The sequence below is a fragment of the Burkholderia sp. Bp9015 genome (genome assembly GCF_003853505.1).
In the GTDB taxonomy this organism is placed as follows: Bacteria; Pseudomonadota; Gammaproteobacteria; order Burkholderiales; family Burkholderiaceae; genus Burkholderia.
The window spans coordinates 125,528-141,458 of sequence record NZ_QTPZ01000007.1 but is presented as its reverse complement, the minus strand read 5'-3'; the positions used below and the strand labels follow the sequence as shown (position 1 = coordinate 141,458).

The window sequence follows — 15,931 nt, the reverse complement described above, 5'->3', positions numbered from 1 at the left end:
GTAGTGGCGGTACCGATTCAGATTTGATCCGATGAGCACTTTTCCCACTCTCGACGCGTGGCTTTCGCATCTCGAACGCGCGCACCCGGTCGGCATCGACATGGGCCTCACCCGCATCGGGCAGGTCAAGGCGGCGCTGCAGCTCGAATTCACGTGCCCCGTGATCACGGTCGGCGGCACGAACGGCAAGGGTTCGACCTGCGCGTTCCTCGAGGCGATCCTCGTTCACGCGGGCTACAAGGTCGGCTGCCACACGTCGCCGCACCTGCTCGAATTCGGCGAGCGTGCGCGCGTGAACGGCCAGCAGGTCAGCGACGCCGAGCTGCTGCCGCACTTCGAAGCCGTCGAAGCGGCGCGCACGTCGCTGCCGGAGCCGGTGTCGCTCACGTACTTCGAATTCACGACGCTCGCGATCCTGCACCTGTTCGCGTCGCGCGGGCTCGATGCGGTGATCCTCGAAGTCGGCCTCGGCGGCCGGCTCGACGCGGTCAACATCATCGATACCGATTGCGCGATCGTCACGAGCATCGACATCGACCATACCGAATACCTCGGCGACACGCGCGAGAAGATCGCGTTCGAGAAGGCGGGGATCTTCCGCGCGGGCAAGCCGGCGATCTGCGGCGATCCCGCAGTGCCGAACACGCTGGTCGAGCATGCCGACGCGATCGGCGCCGACCTGTGGCTGGTCGGCCGCGATTTTCGCTACGAAGCGCAGCCGGGCGCGGAGCGCCAGCAATGGAGCTACCTCGGCCGCGAGAAGCGCTATCCGGCGCTCGCTTACCCGGCGCTGCGCGGTGCGAACCAGCTGATCAATGCATCGGCCGCGCTGGCCGCGCTCGAGGCGCTGCGCCCGGTGCTGCCGGTGTCCGCGCAGGACATCCGGCTCGGGCTCGCGAACGTCGAGCTGCCGGGGCGCTTCCAGGTGCTGCCCGGCAAGCCGGCGATCGTGCTGGACGTCGCGCACAACCCGCATGCGGCGGCCGTGCTCGAGCAGAATCTCGGTAACATGGGCTTCTTCCCGTACACGTACGCGGTGTTCGGCGCGATGCACGACAAGGACATCGACGGCGTGCTGCGGCACCTGAAGGGCGAGATCGACCACTGGTGCGTGACCGACCTGCCGCTGCCGCGCGCGGCGAGCGCGGAGCAGCTCGAAGCCGCGCTGCGCAAGGCCGGCGTGGAGGACGGGGCCGATTCGAGCGTGACGCGGTACGCGTCGCCCGCCGAAGCGTTTCGCGATGCACTAAAAAGAGCATCCGAGAATGATAGAATCGTGGTTTTCGGCAGTTTCCATACGGTGGCGGGTGTGATGGCCTACCGGAAATCGCAGCAACACTGACTGAAGGGCAGTTTCGGACTCAGCCATTCATGGGAATTTTCTCGTTCGGCAAGAAAGACGACGACGCGCCCCCGCGGCGCGGCGGTCGTACCGGGGCCTCCCGGAACGTGCGCACGGAGCGCACTGAACGCGTCGAGCGGCGCACGCGCCGCACCGAGCGTCCGGAATCGGACGCGCTGCTCCTCGATCCGACCCTTCCTGAAAAGCAACGCGCCCGCCGGCGCCTCGTCGGCGCGATCGCGCTCGTCGTCGCCGCGGTGATCGTGCTGCCGATGGTGCTCGATTCGCACCCGAAGCCGGTGACGGACGACATCGCGATCGACATTCCGAACCGGCCCGCGCATCAGGCGGTCGCGCCGCGTGACGACGACGCGTCCGACGTGCAGGCGGGCGTCGCGCACGACGAGCCGCCGGCCTCCGACGCCGCGGTGGCGGCCGTTCCGGCCCCCGCGGAGAAGGACACGGCCAAGCCGGCCGCGAAGCCCGAACCCTCGACGACCACGGCGAGCGTGACGCCGCCGAAGCCCGCTGCGAAGCCGGCCGCGGCGGCGCCCGCACCCGCGGCGAAGCCGGCCGCGCCGAAGCCGGCGCCCGCGGCGGTCGCGAACGCAGACGCCGCGGCCGACAGCGGCGATGCGTCGTCGCCGGCGTCGCCGGCCGGTGCGCGTTTCGCGGTGCAGCTCGGCTCGTTCAAGGACGACGCAACGGCCCGTTCGTGGGCCACCAAGTTGAAATCGGCGGGCGTGCCCGCATATGTCGAGCATCGCAAGCAGGCGGACGGCAGCACGGCTAGCCAGCTGCGTGCCGGACCGTTTGCGGATCGCGCGGCGGCGTCCGCCGCGATCGCGAAGGTGCGCGAAGCCGGACTCACGCAGTAACGTGCGATGCTGACGGCTTTCGACTACGCTGTATTGGCGGTGATCGCGTTGTCTGCGCTGCGTGGCGCGTGGCGCGGTTTCGTTTCCGAGATTTTCGGGCTGATCGGCTGGATCGCGGCGATCGCGATCGCCGCCCGCTATGTCGGACTGGTGGTGCCGTATATCCCGGCGAACTGGCCGGGCGGCGCGCTGACGCAGTGGGTGATCGCGTTCGCGCTGATCGTGATCGGCGTCGTGTTCGTCGCGGGTGTCGCGAACGCGCTGTTGTCGCGGATCGCGCAGGCGACGGGCCTCGGCGGGGTCGATCGCTCGCTGGGCATGATGTTCGGGCTCGTCCGCGGCTGCGTGCTGGTGGTGCTGCTGGTCGCGGCGGCCGGGCTGACCGAATTGCCCAAACAGGATTTCTGGCGCAATGCGCTATTGCGTCCTTTCGCCGAACAGGGCGTGCACGAGCTGAAGCAGCTCCTGCCCGACGGCATGGCCCAGTATGTACGCGTGTGACGACGCGGCCGGGCAGGACGGAACCGATTTTGTCATCTTGAAGGACATGCCATGTGCGGCATCGTAGGTGTTATCTCCCAAGCCCCCGTCAATCAGCTGATCTATGACAGCCTGCTGCTGCTGCAGCATCGCGGTCAGGACGCAGCGGGCATCGCGACGGCGGACGGCAGCAATTTCCACATGTACAAGGCGAACGGCATGGTGCGCGACGTGTTCCGCACGCGCAACATGCGCAGCCTGCCCGGCACCTTCGGCATCGGCCAGGTCCGCTATCCGACGGCCGGTTCGGCGTCGAGCGAAGCCGAGGCGCAGCCGTTCTACGTGAACGCGCCGTTCGGGATCATCCTCGCGCACAACGGCAACCTGACGAACTGGGAACAGCTGAAGGACGAGATGTTCCGGATCGACCGCCGGCACATCAACACCAATTCCGACAGCGAAGTGCTGCTCAACGTGTTCGCGCACGAGCTGCAGCTGTCGACGACCGGCCTCGAACTCGATCCGGCCGCGTTGTTCAAGGCGGTCGAGGGCGTGCATCGCCGCCTGCAGGGCTCGTACGCGATCGTGTCGCTGATCGCCGGCTACGGCCTGGTCGCGTTCCGCGATCCGTTCGGCATCCGTCCGCTCTGCATCGGCAAGCTCGAGACCGAACACGGCACCGAATGGATGGTCGCGTCGGAGTCGGTGGCGGTCGAAGGCATCGGCTTCGAATTCGTGCGCGACGTGCAGCCGGGCGAAGCGATCTTCATCGACAAGGCCGGCAACTTCCACAGCCAGCAGTGCGCGGAGAACCCGACGCTGAATCCGTGCATGTTCGAATACGTGTATCTTGCACGTCCGGATTCGTGCCTCGACGGCGTGCCCGTCTACAACGTGCGCCTGCGCATGGGCGACTACCTCGCCGAGAAGATCAAGCGCGAGCTGCCGAACGTGCCGATCGACGTCGTGATGCCGATTCCCGATTCGTCGCGTCCGGCTGCGATGCAGGTCGCCGCGAAGCTCGGCGTCGAGTATCGCGAAGGCTTCTTCAAGAACCGCTACGTCGGCCGTACCTTCATCATGCCGGGCCAGGCCGTGCGCAAGAAGTCGGTGCGCCAGAAGCTCAATGCGATGAGCATCGAGTTCAAGGACAAGCACGTGCTGATCGTCGACGACTCGATCGTGCGCGGCACGACCTCGCACGAAATCGTGCAGATGGCGCGCGATGCGGGCGCGAAGTCGGTGATCTTCGCGTCGGCGGCGCCGCCCGTGAAGTTCCCGAACGTGTACGGCATCGATATGCCGACGCGCGGCGAGCTGGTTGCACACGGCCGCACCGACGAGGAAGTCGCGAAGATCATCGGTGCCGACCACCTGATCTATCAGGACGTCGACGACCTGCGCCGCGCGGTGCGCGACATCAACCCGAAGCTCGAGGGCTTCGAGGCGTCGTGCTTCGACGGCAACTACATCACCGGCGCCGTGACGCCCGAGTACCTCGACGCGATCGAGCGCGCCCGTCTCGCACCGGCGTCGCAGGCCGATCGCGACACGGCAGGCGACACCGCGCGTTCGCAGATGAACCTGCAGCTGTCGGTCGAGTGATGCCGGCGCACGCTTCGGATGAAGCGTGATAGGATGTGGCCTTGCGTCGATTTGATTCAGCTTGCGGACGCGGGGCGACTTCCCAAAACAGCTAAAGCGAAGGTCGGCGGCAGCCGGCCCGAGTCGATCGCTGTCGTACCGCACCGAAGCCCGCTGATGCCGACGCATAGCGGGCTTTTTGTTTTGGCCTGATTTTTGTGGCTGGGCGCGCGCCCGATGCACGACCCTCGGCGCGACCCCTCGAATACGGATAACGGAACATGGACGACTCCCTCAACTTCGACACGCTCGCCGTGCGCGCGGGCACGCTGCGCAGCGACTTCAACGAGCACTCGGAAGCGCTGTTCCTCACGTCGAGCTTCTGCTTCACGAGCGCGGCCGAGGCAGCCGAGCGCTTCGCGAATTCGGAAGACTATTTCACCTATTCGCGCTTCACGAACCCGACCGTCACCATGTTCCAGGATCGTCTCGCCGCGCTCGAAGGCGGCGAGGCCTGCATCGCGACGGCGTCGGGCATGGCCGCGATCATGTCGGTCGTGATGTCCGCGCTGCAGGCGGGCGATCACCTCGTCAGCTCGCGCAGCCTGTTCGGCTCGACGCTCGGGATGTTCTCACAGATCTTCAGCAAGTTCGGCATCACGACGACCTTCGTCGATCCGACCGACCTGAACGCCTGGCAGGAAGCGGTGCGGCCCGAGACGAAGATGTTCTTCCTCGAAACGCCGTCGAACCCGCTGACCGAACTCGCCGACATCGAGGCGATCGGCAAGATCGCGAAGGCCGCGAACGCGCTGTTCGTCGTCGACAACTGTTTCTGCAGCCCGGTGCTGCAGCAGCCGCTGAAGCTCGGCGCGGACGTCGTGATGCACTCGGCGACGAAGTTCCTCGACGGCCAGGGCCGCGTGCTCGGCGGCGCGCTGGTCGGCTCGAAGGAATTCATCATGGGCAAGGTGTTCCCGTTCGTGCGCAGCGCGGGCCCGACGCTGTCGGCGTTCAACGCGTGGGTGCTGCTGAAGGGGATGGAGACGCTGTCGCTGCGCGTCGAGAAGCAGTCGGCGAACGCGCTGGAAATCGCGCGCTGGCTCGATTCGCATCCTGCGGTCAAGCGCGTGTTCTATCCGGGGCTCGAATCGCATCCGCAGCATGAGCTGGCGAAGCGCCAGCAGAAGGCGGGCGGCGCGATCGTATCGTTCGAGCTGAAGGGCGACACGCCGGAGCAGCAGCGCGCGAACGCGTGGCGCGTGATCGACAGCACGAAGCTGGTCTCGATCACCGGCAACCTCGGCGACACGCGCACGACGATCACGCATCCGGCGACGACGACGCACGCGCGCATCACGCCGGAAGCGCGTGCGGCCGCGGGGATCACCGAAGGGCTGATCCGCCTCGCGGTCGGCCTGGAAAACGCGGGCGACCTGCGCAACGATCTCGCGCGCGGCCTCGAGGGCTGAGCGCGGCGACGCCGGTTTCAGGGCCGGCATGACGACGGGCCGCTCAGACAGGGCGGCCCGTTTTCTTTTCAGTCGGCGACGAACGCGTGTTGCGTTGCCGGAATCAGCCGGCCCGCGCGTCGCGCATCGCGTCCATCATCCAGCGCAAGGTTTCGTCGAGCGGCGTCACGGGCAACTCGCCCACCGCGCGCCGCAGCTTGTCGCGCGACCCGCTCAGGCTCTTTACTTCGTTATGCCGAACGAAGCGCGGATCGATCGTCACGTCGATCACGTAACCGGCGATTCGCGACAGCATCGCCAGCACCTCCTTCAGCGAATACGCGCGCTCCGAGCAGATGTTGAACGTCTCGCCGGCCGGCGCGGCTTCGAGCAGCTTCAGATAGGCGGCCGTTACGTCGCGCACGTCGGAGAAATCGCGGCTCACGTCGAGATTGCCGAGCGAGATGCGCGGCGCGTTGCGCGCATAGTGCGATACCAGCTTCGGCAGCAGATAGGCATCGTCCTGGCCGACGCCCGTGTAATTGAACGGCCGCGCGATCACGATCGGCAGGCGGTCGGCCCACAGCTTCGCCGCGTATTCCATCGCGAGCTTGCTGACCGCGTAGTCGTTCGCGGGCGCGGGCGCGACGCTTTCGTCGAGCACGCCGGCCGTCGAATTGCCGTAGATGTTCGCGCTGCTGGCGAGCAGCACCGCCGACGGGCGGCGGTCGAGGCCCGCGAGCGCGGCCAGCAGGTTGCGCGTGCCGACGATGTTGACCGCGTAGGTCTGCGACGGTTCGTCCTGCGCGACGTGCGCGCGCGCGGCGAGATGCACGACCGCATCGGGCCGCGCATCGGCGAGTGCCGCACGGGTCGCGTCCGCATCGAGCAGGTCGACCGGCAGCAGCGTGCAGTGGGCGAGCGCCGGATCGTCGGGCCGCGCCGCGCCGGGCGCCACGGTGCCCCACACGTCGTAGCCGGCCGCAGCGAGCCGCTGCGCCATGTAGCGGCCGGTGAAGCCCGCCAGGCCCGTGACGAACGCCCGGCGCGACGGGCGCCTGGCTTCAGTACGTGTCATGGTGCCGGTTCCGCGTCAGGTCCGCTTCGACCATCATCTGGCAGAGCTGTTCGAGCGTCGTCTCCGGCGCCCAGCCCAGCTTGGCTTTCGCCTTGTCGGCGGAGCCGATCAGCAGGTCGACTTCGGCAGGGCGGTAGAACTTCGGATTCACTTCGACGAGCACGTCGCCGTTCGACGCGTCGAGGCCGCGTTCCTGCTCGCCCTTGCCGGTCCATTCGATCTGGTAGCCGGCGGCCGCGAACGCCATCTGCACGAAGTCGCGCACGGTCTCGGTGCGGTTGGTCGCGAGCACGTAGGTGTCGGGCTCGTCGGCCTGCAGCATCCGCCACATCCCTTCGACGTATTCGAGCGCGAAGCCCCAGTCGCGCTTCGCGTCGAGGTTGCCGAGCTCGAGCCGGGTCGCCTTGCCGAGCTTGATCTTCGCGACGGTGTCGGTGATCTTGCGCGTGACGAACTCGCGGCCGCGCAGCGGCGATTCGTGGTTGAACAGGATGCCGCTGCAGCCGAACAGGCCGTAGGACTCGCGGTAGTTCACGGTCATCCAGTGCGCGTACAGCTTCGCGACGCCGTACGGGCTGCGCGGGTAGAACGCGGTGGTTTCCGTCTGCGGGATCGCCTGCACCTTGCCGAACATCTCGGACGTCGACGCCTGGTAGAAGCGCGTCTTCGGGCTCACCACGCGGATCGCCTCGAGCAGGTTCAGCGGGCCGACGCCCGTGACCTCGGCGGTCGTCGCCGGCTGGTCGAACGACACGCCGACGAAGCTCTGCGCGGCCAGGTTGTACAGCTCGTCGGGCTGCGTGCGTTCGAGCAGCCGCAGGCTGGAGCCGGCATCCGTCAGGTCGTGCTCGACGAGCGACAGGTTCGGGTGCGTGTCGACGCCGAGCTCGGCGATGCGCCAGAAGTTGACCGAGCTGGTGCGGCGGTAGGTGCCCGTGACTTCGTAGCCCTTGTCGAGCAGCAGCTTGGTCAGGTAGGCGCCGTCCTGCCCGGTGATCCCCGTGATGATGGCCTTCTTGCGAGTTTGGCTCATGGCAATGTCCTGGTCGAAACGATGGATTGAGAAAGTCAGGCGGTCGTGCGCGCGGCGGCGGGTACCGTGCTGCGCGCGGGGCCGCGGGTCAGGCGCCGCTCGAAGCCGTACCAGCTCACGGTGGCGTACACGAGCGTGATGGCCAGCGCGAGCGCGGCCGTGACGAAGCGGTTCAGGTGCAGCGGCCACAGCGCGTACAGCACGCTCAGGTGAATCAGGTAGACGGTGTAGCTGACGGTGCCGACGTACACGAGCAGCGGGTTCGTCAGCACGCGCTGCACGACGCCGCGTCCGCGCAGTGCGATCACGACGATCGACGTGCACAGCAGCAGCGAGATGCTGTAGAGCGCGGCGTTCGACAGCGGCGTGTTCGCGGCGCGGAAACGCGGGAACGACAGGTGCAGCCAGCCGAGGATCGCGAGCGACACGAGCGCGCCGACGATCGCGAGCGGATAGAACGGCTCCAGCGCGCGCCGGTCGCGGCGCAGCACGATCGCGAGCAGCGCGCCAGCGGCGAGCAGGTCCATCCGGAACGGCGTCAGGTAGTAGATCGGCCAGAACGAATCGAACCACGGCGTCGCGATCGCGCGCAGCACGGGCGCCGCGACGATCAGCGCGGCGGCGATCCACAGCAGCGCGCGCTCCGAACACCACAGCACGACGAACGGCCAGAAGATGTAGAACTGCTCCTCGACGGCGAGCGACCACAGCACGTTCAGGCTGTCGTGGCCGATGCTGCCGAGCGACAGCCCGATGTTGGTCGAGAAGAACGCGAACCACGGCCAGTGCGGCAGCCAGCTCGCGCCGAACAGCAGCGTCGACACGACCAGCAGCAACACGTACGGCGGCAGGATCCGGCGCACTCGGCGCGCGTAGAAGTGGCTGAAGTACGACTGTCCGCGCGCCTTGCGCTCGAGCAGGATGCCGGTGATCAGCAGGCCGCTCAGCACGAAGAACAGGTCGACGCCCATCCACAGCGGCGCCTTCAGCGCGTGTTGCAGGAACACGGCGCCGACGGCGATCGCGCGCAGCCCGTCGAGCTGCACGATGCGGCCGTGTTGCGGCGGGGCGAGGTCGGCGGTGCGCGAGATGCCCGTCATCGCGCCGCTCCTTCGCGACGCGCGGCCGATGCCGACGCGCGCCGCGCATTCGATGCGTGAACGTAATGCATGCGTTTAAAGGGAATATTGATTCGAAATCGATTCTAGGGAAAAGAAATCGGCAAAAAAACGCATGTCATTTATTCGGCTGAAAACATTCAAATGCCGGTCGTTTCAATCGCGAGATGAAAGATTTGCAGGCCAGGTAGCCCGTCGGACGGGCCGGAGCGGAATTTTCTACGGATCGTCGCGTGAAAGGCGGTCGTTATTTCCGCTTCGCCGGGGCTATTCCGGACGATTCCGGTTCAATATTTCAGGCGGAAACATCCCCAAATATTTCCAAATTTCTTGTGATTATTTTTGCTTGTAACCTGCATCGCGACGTTTGAAACCCATTTAGTGACAGGTCATCCAGGCACGCAGCACGCCGCGGGCGCCGGTCGCTTTTGCATCGAGTCTGGAGAGCGCATTGCGACGTCTGATTCTGGTTGGCATGACGGTATGCGCGGCGCTGTCCGCGAGCGCCGCACCGGCTAAAACCGTGTTGCCCGCGACCACGTCGTGGATCGGCAACACGTTCGGCTATGGCGACGGCAGCTGGACGCAGATCGACATTCGCGCGATCGCGGTGACGCCCGACGGCAAGGTGTATACGAACGCGCCGTGGGACGAGAGCGGCGCCGAGGCGAGCGTCTACCAGGACGGGAAGATGCTCGGCTTCGCCGGCGGCACGCATGGCTGGGGCAATCTCGGCGGCAACGCGGTCGCGGTGAACGGCAAGTATGCGTACGTCGCGATCGGCGTCGGCAACGAGCGCGGCCATCTGCAGTCGCCGGGCATCTGGCCGGACAAGGGCAAGCAGTGGTACGGCATTTCGCGGCGCACGATCGGCGACATGAAGCAGCCCGCGCCGTTCCGCGTGGCGCCGCAGGTCGCGCCCGGCGGGCGCGCCGATGCCGGCCGGGCGCGGATGGCCGCGAGCTTCATGGTGATGAACGAGGTGGCGGCGCCCGCGCGGTCGGAAGTCGGTGAGCTGAAGGCGGAAGTGGGCGGCCTCGCGGCCGACGACAAGACGTTGTTCGCGACGAATCCTTCGCATGACGAAGTCGACGTGTACGACGCCGAAACGATGCAGAAGAAGGGCACGTGGAGTGCGCACGAGCCGGGCCGCATCGCGCTCGCCGGCGACGGCACGCTGTGGCTGCTCACCGATACGCTCAACGGGCCCGCGCACCTCGTGCACGTGCGCGCGGACGGCCGCAAGCTCGACGACGCGCCCGCGCTGCCCGAGAGGACCGACGCGGTGGACGTGGCGGTCGACGCGAAAGGGCGCGTGCTGGTCGCGGACAACGGCCCGCGCCAGCAGGTGCTGATTTTCTCGAAAGGCGGCAACGGCTATGCGCCGTCCGGCACGCTCGGCGAGCGCGGCGGGATCTTCGCGGGCCCGGTGCCGGGCCGCCCCGGGCCGCAACGCTTCAACGGGCTGACGGGCGTGGGCGTCGATCGCGCGGGCAACGTGTACGTGTCGATGAACGGCATCGGGCCGCGCCACGACACGATCGGTGCGGGGCTCGGCGCGGTGCTCGAGAGCTACACGCCGGACGGCAAGCTGCGCTGGCAGGTGCAGGGGCTGCTGTTCGTCGACGGCGCGTGGCTCGATCCCGTACGGCCGAACAGCGTGTACACGGGCAACAAGCGCTTCGAGCTCGACCTGTCGAAGCCGCCCGGCCAGGACTGGAAATACGCCGGCTTCCTGTCGAACCGCTTCAAGTATCCGGACGATCCCGTGTTCCACACGGACCAGTACCCCGGCATGCCGTTCGCGCGGCGCGTCGACGGCCGCACGTTCCTGTACCTGACCGACATGTACGCCGATCACCTGAAGATCTACCGCTTCGACGCGAAGCGCGACGGCGAGGTCGCGATTCCGTCGGGCCTGATCGCGGGCCGTGCGCGGCCGGTCGACAAGGTGCCGAACAAGCCGCCGGGCGGCGATTGGATCTGGCGCGACGCGAACGGCAACGGCCGGCTCGACGAGGACGAGTTCACGACCAACACGACCGGCAAGGCGAAGGCGGGCGGCTGGGGCTGGTGGGTCGACACGAAGGGCGACATCTGGCGCACGAGCGACGTGCGCGGGATTCACCGCTTCGGCTACGGCGGCGTCGACAAGGCCGGCAACCCGATCTATTCGTACGACAAGGTCACGACCTATCCGATGCCGCAGCCGTTCACGCAGCTGCGCCGCGCGATCTACGAGCCGCAGACGGACACGCTGTACGTGACGGGCTACACGGCCGACGCGCCGCCGCAGCCCGGCATCAACAAGGAAGTCGGCCGCGTGCTGGTGCGCTTCGACAAGTGGTCGAGCGGCTCGCCGGTGGTGCGCTATACGGTCGCGCTGCCGTGGCAGCTCGACGCGAAGCCGATCCTCGACCTGATCGGGATCACGGTCGAGGGCCGCTACATCTTCACGGTGGAGCCGGTCGGGAAGATCCACGTGTACGACAAGGAAACCGGCAAGGAGGTCGGCGTGATGAGCCCGGGCGCCGAGGTCGGCAAGGCGTCGGGCTGGGTCGACGTGCCGTTCGGCATCAGCGCGTTCCGGCGCGAGAACGGCGAGTACCTGGTGTTCGTCGAGGAAGACGCGCGCGGCAAGGTGCTGATGTATCGCTGGAAACCGTGACGGGCGGCGCACCGTCGTTGCAGTCGCCGTCACACAAGGCAGAAGCATGGACAAAGGCATACTCAAGAACGTTTCGATCAACTTCATCGGGCTGATCCTGCCGACCTTCGTGTCGCTGGTGACGGTGCCCGCGTATATCCACGCGCTGGGCGTCGAGCGCTACGGCGTCGTCAGCCTCGTGTGGACGCTGATCGGTTATTTCGGGATCCTCGATCTCGGGATGAGCATGGCCGCGCAGAACCACATCTCCAAGGCGCTCGCGAGTGGCGACGCCGACGAAAGCGCGCGCGTGTTCTGGAGCGCGTTCTGGCTGAATCTCGGCACCGGCATCGTCGGCGGGCTGCTGATCTATTTCGGCGCGTTCATCTACACCGAGTACTTCACGAAGGTGTCGGCGGCGATGCAGCACGAGGTGTATCTCGCGCTGCCGTGGCTCGCGCTCGCGATTCCGCTCGCGAACGTGTCGTGGGTGTTCGCCGGCGCGATCAACGGCGCCGAACGGTTCGGCGTGTTCAACACGAACCAGACGATCGGCACGTTCCTGTTCCAGCTGCTGCCGCTCGGCGCTGCGTGGTGGATCGCGCCGAACCTGCAGACGGTGCTCGCCGCCGCGGTCGTCGCGCGGCTGATCGCGGCGGTGATGCTCGGTCACGCGAGCATCAAGGTGCTCGGGATCCGGCGCATCGACCCGCCGCAGTGGGGCACCGCGAAAGGGCTGTTCAACTTCGGCGGCTGGATGCTGATCGCGAGCATGGCGAGCATGATCGCCGACACGCTCGATCGCGTGATGCTCGGCGCCGGCATGGGCGCGAAGTTCGTCACCTACTACACGGTTCCGCAGAACCTCGTCACGCGGCTGAACATGCTGCCGAACGCGCTGGTGCGCACGCTGTTCCCGCGCCTGTCGGCGGTCGGCCGCGATCACGCGGACACGCTCGCGCGCCAGTCGCTCGAATTCCTGAACGGCGTGTTCACGCCGGTCGGCATCGTCGCGATCTTCGCGCTCGCGCCGTTCCTCACGCTGTGGGTCGGCGCCGATCTCGCCGCGCATTCCGCGCCGGTCGGGCGCGTGCTGGTGATCAGCGTGTGGCTCGTCGGCCAGGCGAGCGTCACGCGGATCCTGATCCAGTCGCAGGTCAACCCGGCGCGCGCCGCGTTCGCCGGGCTCATCGAGATGCCGTTCTTCGTCGGCGGCCTGTGGTTCGGCATCCATCACTTCGGGCTGATCGGCGCGGCAGTGGTCGTCGCGACCCGCGCGCTGGTCGACTACGGCGTGCTGCTTTACCTGTCGGCGATCCGGATGCGCGCGATCGTGCTCGACATGCTCGCGCATCTCGCCTTCCTGCTCGCGAGCCTGTTTCTCGCGCAAGCGTGGTCGGGGCTCGGCGAGTCGATCGGCCTCTGCGCGGTCGTGCTGGCGCTGAACCTGGCGTGGTCGTTCACGATGACGCCGGCCTTGCGCGCGCTGGTGCGTGACTTGTTCGTCCGTCTCAATGCGAGGAAAACCGTATGAATCGCGATCTGGCGGAACACGCCATCCTGAACGTCGCCACGGCCGATGCCGCCGCGGCCGAAGCCGGCGACGCCGCTACGCTGCGCCGGGGCAAACCGGCCGGGCAGGCGAGCGCACGCGATGCGTCGCGCCCGCTGCGCGTGGCGATCGTCCACGACTGGCTCGTCACGTACGCCGGCGCCGAGCGCGTGCTCGAACAGATCGTCGCGTGCTTTCCCGACGCGGACCTGTTCAGCCTCGTCGATTTTCTCGACGACCGCGCGTTCGTGCGCGGCAAGCCGGTGACGACCTCGTTCATCCAGAAGCTGCCGTTCGCACGCACCAAGTACCGCAGCTACCTGCCGCTGATGCCGCTCGCGATCGAGCAGCTCGACGTGTCGGACTACGACCTCGTGATCTCCAGCAGCCACGCGGTCGCGAAGGGCGTGCTGACCGGGCCGGACCAGATGCACATCAGCTACGTGCATTCGCCGATCCGCTACGCGTGGGACCTGCAGCACCAGTATCTGGAACAGTCGAACCTCACGCACGGGCCGAAGTCGCTGCTCGCGCGGATGATCCTGCATTACATCCGCAACTGGGACACGCGCACCGCGAACGCGGTGGACGGCTTCGTCGCGAACTCCGCGTTCATCGCGCGCCGCATCCGCAAGGTGTATCACCGCGACGCGGCGGTGATCTTCCCGCCGGTCGACGTGGACGGCTTCTCGCTGAACGAGGTGAAGGACGATTTCTATCTGACGGCGTCGCGGATGGTGCCGTACAAGAAGATCGACCTGATCGTCGAAGCGTTCTCGCGCACGCCGGAGCGCAAGCTCGTCGTGATCGGCGACGGTCCGGAGATGCAGAAGATCCGCGCGAAGGCGGGCCCCAACGTCGAGATCATGGGCTACCAGCCGTTCGCGGTGCTGCACGACCGGATGCGGCGCGCGAAGGCGTTCGTGTTCGCGGCCGAGGAGGATTTCGGGATTTCGGTGGTCGAGGCGCAGGCGTGCGGCACGCCCGTGATCGCGTACGGCAAGGGCGGCGCGCTCGAGACCGTGCTCGAGCCGCGCTCGCACGCGCAGCCGACCGGGCTGTTCTTCGACGAACAGACGCCGCATGCGATCGTCGCGGCGGTCGACGATTTCGAGCGCGCGCCGCAGCGCTTCACGGCGCACGCGTGCCGCGCGAATGCGGAGCGCTTTTCGGCCGACACCTTTCGGCGGCGCTTTCTCGATTACGTGGAGACGGCGCTGCCCGGCTCGACCGCGCAGCGCGGCACGGCCGTCGCGCCGATGCCGGCCGCGCGCGGCCCGGCGACGCTCGTGCTGGACCAGAGCGGCGTGCTCGGCGGTGCGGAGCTGTCGCTGCTGGAGATCATGAAGCACATGCGCGCGAACGCCGATGTGCTGCTGTTCGACGACGGCCCGTTCCGCGCGGCGCTCGACGAGATCGGCGCGCGCGTCGACGTGCTCGACCAGGGCGCGCTCGCCGGGGTGCGCAAGCAGGGCGGCGTGTCGGCCGGCGCGTTGAAGCAGCTGGTCGCGCTCGTGCGCGACGTCGCACGGCGCGCGCGCCGCGCCGAGGTGATCTACGCGAACACGCAGCGCGCGATGGTGGTCGCCGCGCTGGCCGGGCGGCTCGCGCGCAAGCCGGTGGTCTGGCACCTGCGCGACATCGTCAGCGGCGACCATTTCGGCAGCAAGCAGCTGATGGCGATCAAGTACTGCGCGCGGTTCGGCGTCACGCGCGTGATCGCGAACTCCGACGCGTCCGCGCAGGCATTTCGTGCGCTGACGGGCTTCACGCCGCAGCACGTCGACGTCGTGTTCAACGGCATTTCGGCCGAACCGTTCGACGCGCTGGACGATGCGAGCCAGGCCGCGCTGCGCGCGCGCTTCGGGCTGCCCGAGCACGCATGGCTGGTCGGCTCGTTCAGCCGCCTCGCGCACTGGAAGGGGCAGCACCTGCTGCTGGAGGCCGCGGCTCGCCATCCCGGCATGCACGTGGTGCTGGTCGGCGCGCCGCTGTTCGGCGAGGACGAATACGCGGCGCAGCTGCACGAGATCGTCGCGCGTCACGGGATGGACGACCGTGTCCATTTCCTCGGCTTCCAGCGCGACGTGGCCGCGTGCATGAAGGCGGTCGACGTGGTCGCGCATACGTCGATCACGCCGGAGCCGTTCGGGCGCGTGATCGTCGAGGGCATGCTCGCGCGGCGGCCGGTGGTCGCGGCTCGCGCGGGCGGGGTCGTCGAGATCATCGAGGACGGCGAAAACGGGCTGCTCTGCGAGCCGGGCAACGCGGCCGCGCTGGCCGACGCGCTGGGCAGGCTGCAGCGCGACGCCGCGCTGCGCGAGCGGCTCGTCGTGAGCGGGCGGGCGACCGCGGTGCGCCGGTTCGGCACCGAAACCTATGTAGCGCGGGTCGAGAAGATCCTCGCGGATACCGCGAAGGCCGCGAAGGCGAAGAAGCGGTAGGTGGCGGCTTGCTGCGGCATGTGAAGCGTGTCGTCGTGAACCGGCGGAACCGGGCCCCCATGCGGCGTTGCGCTGCATGGGGGCTTTGCGCTTTGGGCGCGGCCGAGCGCTGTCGCGCACCGGGCACGCCGCACGTGACGAATCCGTAATCTGCGCAAAGCCGAGCGATTGCGTGAGCGTGAGCGGCGGAATGCGGGGCCGCCCCGGGTCGCGGGATGCGGGCTGCAACGACGATGCGCTCGGGCGGCGGAGCGATGCGTCGCAGCGGGCGTGAATCCGGCCGCCGCCCGGTTCGGAATCGCTGCGCGGGACGCCAGGAGCGGC

11 protein-coding genes are annotated in these 15,931 nt (G+C 67.7%); 8 read left to right on the top strand and 3 right to left on the bottom strand.

Features of this window, described 5'->3' with window-relative positions; all coding sequences use genetic code 11:
• Positions 1-31: 31 nt before the first annotated feature.
• From folC to DIE12_RS10400, 5 genes are all read left to right on the top strand, one after another.
• Complete coding sequence (folC, locus tag DIE12_RS10425) at positions 32-1,342, top strand: bifunctional tetrahydrofolate synthase/dihydrofolate synthase (protein WP_124521901.1); 1,311 nt, start codon at positions 32-34, stop codon at positions 1,340-1,342.
• A gap of 29 nt (positions 1,343-1,371) precedes the next feature.
• A complete protein-coding gene (locus DIE12_RS10420; RefSeq protein ID WP_124521899.1) occupies positions 1,372-2,220 on the top strand; it encodes an SPOR domain-containing protein in 849 nt (282 codons plus the stop codon).
• Positions 2,221-2,226: 6 nt separating this feature from the next.
• Entirely contained in the window at positions 2,227-2,721 is a 495-nt protein-coding gene (locus DIE12_RS10415) for a CvpA family protein (RefSeq protein ID WP_044843823.1), read from the top strand.
• A 51-nt stretch (positions 2,722-2,772) separates the two neighbouring features.
• Positions 2,773-4,305: an amidophosphoribosyltransferase gene (purF, locus tag DIE12_RS10410; RefSeq protein WP_044843824.1), complete on the top strand. Its 1,533-nt coding sequence runs from the start codon at positions 2,773-2,775 to the stop codon at positions 4,303-4,305.
• A 260-nt stretch (positions 4,306-4,565) separates the two neighbouring features.
• Entirely contained in the window at positions 4,566-5,756 is a 1,191-nt protein-coding gene (locus DIE12_RS10400; protein WP_124486385.1) for an O-succinylhomoserine sulfhydrylase, read from the top strand.
• Between the two features lie 103 nt (positions 5,757-5,859).
• On the opposite strand, the gene DIE12_RS10395 is transcribed toward DIE12_RS10400, so the two are convergent.
• From DIE12_RS10395 to DIE12_RS10385, 3 genes are read right to left on the bottom strand one after another with little or no spacing between them, the layout of a single operon-like run.
• On the bottom strand, positions 5,860-6,813 hold the full coding sequence (locus DIE12_RS10395; RefSeq protein ID WP_124521895.1) for an NAD-dependent epimerase/dehydratase family protein: 954 nt from the start codon (positions 6,811-6,813) through the stop codon (positions 5,860-5,862).
• Positions 6,800-7,846, bottom strand: coding sequence for a GDP-mannose 4,6-dehydratase (gene gmd / locus DIE12_RS10390; protein ID WP_044843827.1), 1,047 nt, complete (start codon positions 7,844-7,846; stop codon positions 6,800-6,802). Before gmd ends, DIE12_RS10395 begins: the two co-directional genes overlap by 14 nt.
• A 35-nt stretch (positions 7,847-7,881) precedes the next feature.
• Complete coding sequence (locus DIE12_RS10385; protein ID WP_124521352.1) at positions 7,882-8,946, bottom strand: acyltransferase; 1,065 nt, start codon at positions 8,944-8,946, stop codon at positions 7,882-7,884.
• A gap of 493 nt (positions 8,947-9,439) precedes the next feature.
• Between DIE12_RS10385 and DIE12_RS10380 the strand changes: the two genes are divergently transcribed.
• From DIE12_RS10380 to DIE12_RS10370, 3 genes are read left to right on the top strand one after another with little or no spacing between them, the layout of a single operon-like run.
• Positions 9,440-11,632, top strand: coding sequence for a hypothetical protein (locus tag DIE12_RS10380; RefSeq protein WP_185640992.1), 2,193 nt, complete (start codon positions 9,440-9,442; stop codon positions 11,630-11,632).
• Between the two features lie 46 nt (positions 11,633-11,678).
• Positions 11,679-13,145 carry a flippase gene (locus DIE12_RS10375; protein WP_124521892.1) on the top strand — a complete coding sequence of 489 codons (1,467 nt, stop codon included), beginning with the start codon at positions 11,679-11,681 and terminating at the stop codon, positions 13,143-13,145.
• On the top strand, positions 13,142-15,607 hold the full coding sequence (locus DIE12_RS10370; protein ID WP_124486379.1) for a glycosyltransferase family 4 protein: 2,466 nt from the start codon (positions 13,142-13,144) through the stop codon (positions 15,605-15,607). Before DIE12_RS10375 ends, DIE12_RS10370 begins: the two co-directional genes overlap by 4 nt.
• Positions 15,608-15,931: the final 324 nt, after the last annotated feature.

Bases quoted from the DNA above. Each gene is read 5' to 3' on its own strand.
- gmd (WP_044843827.1), bottom strand. From the start codon at position 7,846: ATGAGCCAAACTCGCAAGAAGGCCATCATCACGGGGATCACCGGGCAG.
- DIE12_RS10380 (WP_185640992.1), top strand. From the start codon at position 9,440: ATGACGGTATGCGCGGCGCTGTCCGCGAGCGCCGCACCGGCTAAAACC.
- DIE12_RS10415 (WP_044843823.1), top strand. From the start codon at position 2,227: ATGCTGACGGCTTTCGACTACGCTGTATTGGCGGTGATCGCGTTGTCT.
- folC (WP_124521901.1), top strand. From the start codon at position 32: ATGAGCACTTTTCCCACTCTCGACGCGTGGCTTTCGCATCTCGAACGC.
- DIE12_RS10395 (WP_124521895.1), bottom strand. From the start codon at position 6,813: ATGACACGTACTGAAGCCAGGCGCCCGTCGCGCCGGGCGTTCGTCACG.
- DIE12_RS10375 (WP_124521892.1), top strand. From the start codon at position 11,679: ATGGACAAAGGCATACTCAAGAACGTTTCGATCAACTTCATCGGGCTG.
- DIE12_RS10385 (WP_124521352.1), bottom strand. From the start codon at position 8,946: ATGACGGGCATCTCGCGCACCGCCGACCTCGCCCCGCCGCAACACGGC.
- DIE12_RS10370 (WP_124486379.1), top strand. From the start codon at position 13,142: ATGAATCGCGATCTGGCGGAACACGCCATCCTGAACGTCGCCACGGCC.
- DIE12_RS10420 (WP_124521899.1), top strand. From the start codon at position 1,372: ATGGGAATTTTCTCGTTCGGCAAGAAAGACGACGACGCGCCCCCGCGG.
- purF (WP_044843824.1), top strand. From the start codon at position 2,773: ATGTGCGGCATCGTAGGTGTTATCTCCCAAGCCCCCGTCAATCAGCTG.
- DIE12_RS10400 (WP_124486385.1), top strand. From the start codon at position 4,566: ATGGACGACTCCCTCAACTTCGACACGCTCGCCGTGCGCGCGGGCACG.